This is a genomic window from Candidatus Cloacimonadota bacterium (assembly GCA_034661015.1).
Classification (GTDB): domain Bacteria; phylum Cloacimonadota; class Cloacimonadia; order JGIOTU-2; family JGIOTU-2; genus JAYEKN01.
On the sequence record JAYEKN010000230.1, the window covers coordinates 4074 to 10283 of the forward strand.

The following is a 6210-nucleotide window of genomic DNA, read 5'->3' on the forward strand; positions in this document are numbered from 1 at the left end:
GAATCTATATCCGGCGGATAATTTACAGCAGGATTTCCTGCTGGATCTAACAAATTATCACGATCAAGAGAGCAAGAAATTAGGACGATAATTGTTAGTGCTAAAAGTAGAATGAGTTTTTTCATTATTATTTTTTATATTCCATTTAATTAAAATCTAATATTTATTCCGTTTGGTGTCAAGGAGATTTTTTTGCCTTGATATTTGATCACAAGGTTTCCCCAAAGATCGCGGTTATAATTTTCGGTTGCTTGAAAAGAATCAATAATAGTATATCCCCAAACCAATACCCAAAAACTAAGAAACAGTTGGGAGGTTTGGTAGGAGGCATTTGCATCAGTATAATATTGGCTGATGTCCTGAATATTTGTTGCGTTTTTATAGTTATCGTAGGAATCCATAGATTTATCATAAAAATAGAAAGAACTTCCAGCCAAAAACATCTGCAACCCAAGCAATATCTCCCCTTTGGTATAACTTTTTGCGGAAAAATGTCCCCAACCGGGAGCAATTATTGATTTGAGACAATTAACGGTATATGATTCTTTGTTTTGACAATAAATATCATAAATTTTTAGATCATGTTTGAACTGCTCACGAGCCGTTTTCCATTCAGAGACGGTATTCCAGTCGTATTCATTGTCTTTGGGAAAGATGCTTTGCTCTGGTTTATTCAAGCTGTTTTTCAGGTCAATCAGATTCTCGTTTGTGTTGAGAGAAGTTGAAATATCAGCAAAGATAGTCGAAGTGAGAATGAATAACATCATGATCAGGATTAGGATGCTTTTACTTTTCATTCGATCCCCTTTTTTTGCTTCATCATTTCCTCTGTGGATGTATTCAGTGGAATTATTTTTCCGGTTTCCAATTTAACAACCCAAAAGAAAATATGGCTTTCGTTCGGCGTTGTAATTGTTAGGCGAACTTCGTAAGAATTTCTGGCTGTAGAACGCATAACTAACCACGGGGAGATGGTTATTTCAGAGAGAGAATAAATAGATTTTGCTTCATTCTCTATATGTTTTATCTCCTTGATCAATAACCCATCCTGATAATTTTGAATTATATCTCTGGCAAAACTCTTGGGGTCTTCCGTAATTCGTATCCAGCGTTTTGCCAATAGAATCTTCTGTAGAATGGTTTCCGTATGATCAAATTCGTATGCTTGACGATATTTGTGAAGAGCTTGTTGATATTTTTCATCAACAAAAGAATTACTGCCCTCTCTTACTAATTTATCAGCTTTTTCAATATTGCTCTTGATCTGTTGTGCTTGCTCAATTTTGGAGATGGAAGTTGGATATTCGTCAAATATTTTCAAAGGTGATTGGTAAGAATTAATTGCCTCGTCTATTTTACGTTCCGTTAAAAGCATGTCTCCTTTTTTTATATAAATCGTGCAAATCTCTTCCAACTTCTCGTGGATTGCGTTATTTAAATTCGGTTTATACGATTTTGCTTTATAGAGTTTTTCTTCTGCATCCACCAATTGATTTTCTTTGATTAAATTATTTCCCCAAGAAAAATAAACATCCCCAATCGTTGATGTGATTTCCCCTTGATAATCAGCAGGATATTGAAGATAAGATAGTAACTCGTCAATAGATTGGGAATAATTCCCATTTCGCCAGATTGATTTTGCCTGCTCAATAAATGCCGGCATATACTCGTTTACTACCTTTCGCGCGGAATTGGTGGACTGATTGGCGGGAAATTTATTCTTGATAATTTGATAAGTTAAATAAGATTTTCCCGGCAAATTATCAATTTCAAATTGGATTTTCATTTTTTTGTATAAAACCTGTGGAAGAAAATTGGAATTGTCGAGATTATCAATAATAAAACTCAAGTAATCCATAGCAGTTGCGTATTCCGAATTTTTAATAAAATTATTCGCAAGATGAAAATAGCAATTATCAAGTAAAGTATCTGCTTGGTCAGAATTGGATAGAAAAAATAATGTTGCCGCCTTATCATATTCTTTTTTATCTAACTCATTCTTGCCCAAAAAATAATAATAGTTCGATCGAAGCAGTTTTGCTTGCACCTTCAATGCAGGATTTGAACCTGTTTGAATATAATCGTTAAAATCATTTATAACTAATTGATAATCCTGATCGTCATCTTCCTGAAGGCAGGCTTTTACATAAGAAGATTTTGCCCTTTTGAAAGGCATATTCATACAGGAAAACACCATAAAGGATGTTAATATAATAATCAATAAATTTTTTATCATTAGTTGACCCGATCTATAGACCACAAAATACAAGAAATTAATTTAGAATAATTTTACAGAAACTCTTTTTTCATAAAATATTTTTTTCGTGTTATTCTCTCTGTTTAGTGGTCTAATTTAAAAAACTAAAAAGGTTTTTTTTTTAGTTGATTCTGCGAAATAACAATGGGAATTTTATCTAATTTATCACCAAAAAATAAGAATGATAGTGAGAAGATAACTGTGATTATTAATGTGAGATATTGATTGTTGGCTCTAAAGACAATAACTGAAGCAAGGACAAGTAGAATGTTGATTAAATACACCATGCCTGCGGTTACCTTTACGGAACCTGTGGCTGTGCCAATTCGGTGGGTGGAGTGATCTTTTCCTCCTTCTAAGACATATCTGCCGTCCCTGTGGCGAGTGATGCTCACAAGTGAAATATCAAAAATCGCATAAGAAAGAAGTAAAATGGGTAATAAAATTGAAAAATTGATTAACCCGTTTGTGTTGATTATTTCATCCACAAGTGTAATCCCAAAAACTGCAAGGGTATAACCAATAAGCATGCTTCCAGCATCACCGAGAAAAATTTTGGCAGGATGAAAATTGTGAAATAAAAACCCAAAGGTGGATGCCATAAAAATTCCAGCTAATAATGAGAGAAAATGATTTCCACTTAAAATGCCCAGAGCGAAAAATCCCAAACCAAGTATGGTAGCCATTCCGGAAGTGATTCCATCCATATTGTCCAAAAAATTCAGAGCATTCATAAGCCCCACAATCCAAGCAGCAAGTAATGGAATTGTAATATATGGTGAAAATATCAAGGACTGATATCCCTGCCCGAAGATGAAGATCAGAGCAATAATCGTTTGGAGAAAAAATTTCAAATATGGGTTCATCCCAAACCTATCATCAATTAAGCCCAAAAGGGAAATTAGAAAAGCACCGATCAGATAGAATTCAATTTGATGATTCGGGGGAAGCAACTGTTTACATACAAAAAAAGCAACAAGCAACCCGAAGAGCAACCCAAAAAATATGGCAATTCCACCCATAAGAGCAGTGGGCTTCGTATGGAATTTACGCTCTTCCGGTTTATCAATAAAATTCAATTTAATGGCAATTTTCTTTATTAAAAAAGTAAGAAAATAGACAAAAAAGAATGATATAAAACTAATTATTAAATGGTTCATTTTTTGCGAAACCGACTATTAAATTCATACGAGAAGAAATTCAACCCGTGGTTTTTATGTCAATCTTTTGGATAAATATTTTTTGAAAAACAAATAGTCCACAAATTTTGCCAATACGTGCAATTAGTGGACTGAAACTTTTCGTTAAGTCAATCAATAATTTCTTCCACATATTCAGCGATAGATAAGCAGCAAGTTAATCCCGGGGAATCAATTCCTACCAAATTTATGAAATTCGGAAATCCTTTTTCCCTTTCATTTGAAATAACAAAATCGCGAAAATCATCGCTCTCTCCTTGCAATTTTGGTCTTATTCCGCAGTCATCCAACCCAAGATCATCCATTTCAATATCAAGATATTTTTTAATCGAATTGTAGAAATCCTTTTTATATTTTTCATCCATTTTGTAGCCTAATTCATCCACGTAATAAGCGCTCGGACCAAAAGAAAGATCACCATTAAGGTTGATAACTCCGTGAATTCCCAAAGAAATTTTGGTTGGCACCGGATAGATAAGATGATTGATGTTTTTGTATCTCGTAGTTTTGTAATATTCACCTTTGCACCAATGCAATTTATACTCATTTTTTTGCGTATCTATCCCGACCATTTCAGAAATTTTATCACTCCACAATCCTGCAGAATTGATGAGAATTTTTGTCTTTATCTGAAAATCATCATCTTTGATAGAAATCACATAACCATCATCCTGCTTTTCAACATTCACAATTTCTGTGTTGTAGGCAAACATTACCTCATTCTGTTCTGCAAGAAATTCCATTTTTTTCATGCAGGAATGAGTGTCCATTATTCCTGTAACCGGAACTTTTAATGCACCGCATGATTTGAAATTTGGTTCGAGTTCTTTTGCTTCTTTCTCTGAAATCATCTCTAAATTCTTGACACCGTTATTAATCCCTTTTCGCTTTAATTCTTCCAAAATCGGAAGCTCGGATTCATCCGTAGCAAGCACAAGTTTGCCGCATTTTTTATAAGGAATTTGATGGTTTTCTAAGAAATCATAAATTAGGTCACCTCCTCGAACACACAATTTTGCTTTGAGAGTATCTTTGGGATAATAAATCCCAGAGTGAATTACCTCACTATTTCTGCTCGAGGTATGTCTGCCAAACGAAGGCTCTTTTTCTGCGACAATGATGTTATCATATTTTTTTGACAATTTTTCTGCAATTGCCAATCCCACGATTCCAGCACCGATTATTACAACATCAACTTTTTCCATAAATTTTTCTCCAATATAATTTTTTGTTTCTTTTATCCGTTACCGGTTAAATTTTTCCTCTTAAAATCCAACCCGTTGAGTTAGTGATCTTTACATTTACCAGTTTTCCAATCAGTGATTTTTCTCCCGGAAAAATTACAATTTTACTTCCACGCGTTCTGCCGGATAGCTCATTTTTGTTTTTTTTGCTCGTTTGTTCTACATAAACTTCCATACTTTTTCCAACATCTTCCTGATATTTTTGAAGAGTTATTTTTTCCTGCAATTTGAATAATTTTTGCAACCGTTCCAAACGAATTTCTTCCGGAATTTGATTATCATATTTTTCGGCAGCAGTTCCGTTTCTCGGAGAATATTTAAATGTGAAGGCAGAATCGAATCCGATTTTCTTAACAGCGGACATTGTTTTTTGAAAATCCTCTTCAGTTTCACCCGGAAATCCAACCATAATATCGGAAGTAATAACAATATCAGGCATTGCTTTCCGAAGTTTTTTTATGATCTCGTAATAATGCTCGATAGAATATTTTCGATTCATTTTTCCCAAAATTCTATTTGAACCGGCTTGCATCGGAAGATGAAGATGCTCGCAAATTTTATCCTCTTTCGCCATTGTGGAAATAACTTTTTCGGAAATATCCTTCGGGTGAGAAGTAACAAAACGAAGACGTTTTATTGAATCAATGTGAGCAACTTTTCCTAACAGGTCTGCAAAGTTGCAATCCCCGAAATGATAGGAATTTACATTTTGCCCGAGTAAAGTAATATCACCAAATCCATTTTTCCCCGCTTGTTCTACTTCCCGAATTATTTCTTCCAAATCTCGCGATCGCTCTCTCCCGCGAACATAGGGAACAATGCAATAAGAACAAAAATTATCGCAACCGCGCATAATCGTTACAAAAGCATTTATTCCCTCGTTTCTTAAAGGACAAATATTTTTATAATTCTCATTTTTATTTTGACCAACAGATGTAATCTGTTTTTTTTCAGCCATGCAGGTTCGGATAATTTCCGGTAGAGCTTTATAATTATCTGTCCCAACCGCAAAGTCGAGTCCGTGTATTTTTTTGATTAATTCCTTGCCAACCCTCTGGGCCACACAACCGATGAGCCCGATGAGCAGGCTCGGTTTTTCGGTTTTCCTTCGCATCTCAAACGTAATCCGTCCGACAACCCGATCTTCTGCGTGCTGCCGGACCGTGCAACTGTTGAAAATAATTATGTCAGCGTTATCAATATTGGTTGTGTTTTGATAACCCTTGTCGGTTAACAAACCCGCAACCATTTCGCTATCATAAACATTCATCTGGCAGCCATAGGTTTTGATATAAAAATTTAGCTTCTTTTTATTTGTAATTTTATAGCTCATAAATTTTTATTGGTCTAATTGTAAACATAAACTATTCAATCTTCCTGATTAATTTGCCAATGACCACCTCGGTTTGAGCCGACTCGTCGGATTTTGTTTTTTTCTTTTAGGTAATAAATGTGCTTCTTTACTGCTCTTTCGCTAATGTCGATAATATTAGAAATTTCTTTAATAGTA

The 6210-nt window shown here is 34.6% G+C and carries 5 protein-coding genes; all 5 read right to left on the bottom strand.

Annotated features, from left to right (window positions below):
• Nucleotides 1-149: 149 nt before the first annotated feature.
• Complete coding sequence (locus U9P79_08655; GenBank protein MEA2104689.1) at nt 150-797, bottom strand: hypothetical protein; 648 nt, start codon at nt 795-797, stop codon at nt 150-152.
• Nucleotides 794-2182, bottom strand: coding sequence for a hypothetical protein (locus U9P79_08660; GenBank protein MEA2104690.1), 1389 nt, complete (start codon nt 2180-2182; stop codon nt 794-796). Before U9P79_08660 ends, U9P79_08655 begins: the two co-directional genes overlap by 4 nt.
• Nucleotides 2183-2361: 179 nt before the next feature.
• Nucleotides 2362-3417: an MraY family glycosyltransferase gene (locus tag U9P79_08665; GenBank protein ID MEA2104691.1), complete on the bottom strand. Its 1056-nt coding sequence runs from the start codon at nt 3415-3417 to the stop codon at nt 2362-2364.
• A gap of 149 nt (nt 3418-3566) precedes the next feature.
• Nucleotides 3567-4661, bottom strand: coding sequence for an NAD(P)/FAD-dependent oxidoreductase (locus U9P79_08670; protein ID MEA2104692.1), 1095 nt, complete (start codon nt 4659-4661; stop codon nt 3567-3569).
• A gap of 46 nt (nt 4662-4707) precedes the next feature.
• Nucleotides 4708-6033 (bottom strand): tRNA (N6-isopentenyl adenosine(37)-C2)-methylthiotransferase MiaB, encoded by a 1326-nt coding sequence (gene miaB / locus U9P79_08675; GenBank protein ID MEA2104693.1) that lies wholly within the window; start codon nt 6031-6033, stop codon nt 4708-4710.
• Nucleotides 6034-6210: the final 177 nt, after the last annotated feature.

Bases quoted from the DNA above. Each gene is read 5' to 3' on its own strand.
- U9P79_08655 (MEA2104689.1), bottom strand. From the start codon at position 797: ATGAAAAGTAAAAGCATCCTAATCCTGATCATGATGTTATTCATTCTC.
- U9P79_08660 (MEA2104690.1), bottom strand. From the start codon at position 2,182: ATGAATATGCCTTTCAAAAGGGCAAAATCTTCTTATGTAAAAGCCTGC.
- U9P79_08665 (MEA2104691.1), bottom strand. From the start codon at position 3,417: ATGAACCATTTAATAATTAGTTTTATATCATTCTTTTTTGTCTATTTT.
- U9P79_08670 (MEA2104692.1), bottom strand. From the start codon at position 4,661: ATGGAAAAAGTTGATGTTGTAATAATCGGTGCTGGAATCGTGGGATTG.
- miaB (MEA2104693.1), bottom strand. From the start codon at position 6,033: ATGAGCTATAAAATTACAAATAAAAAGAAGCTAAATTTTTATATCAAA.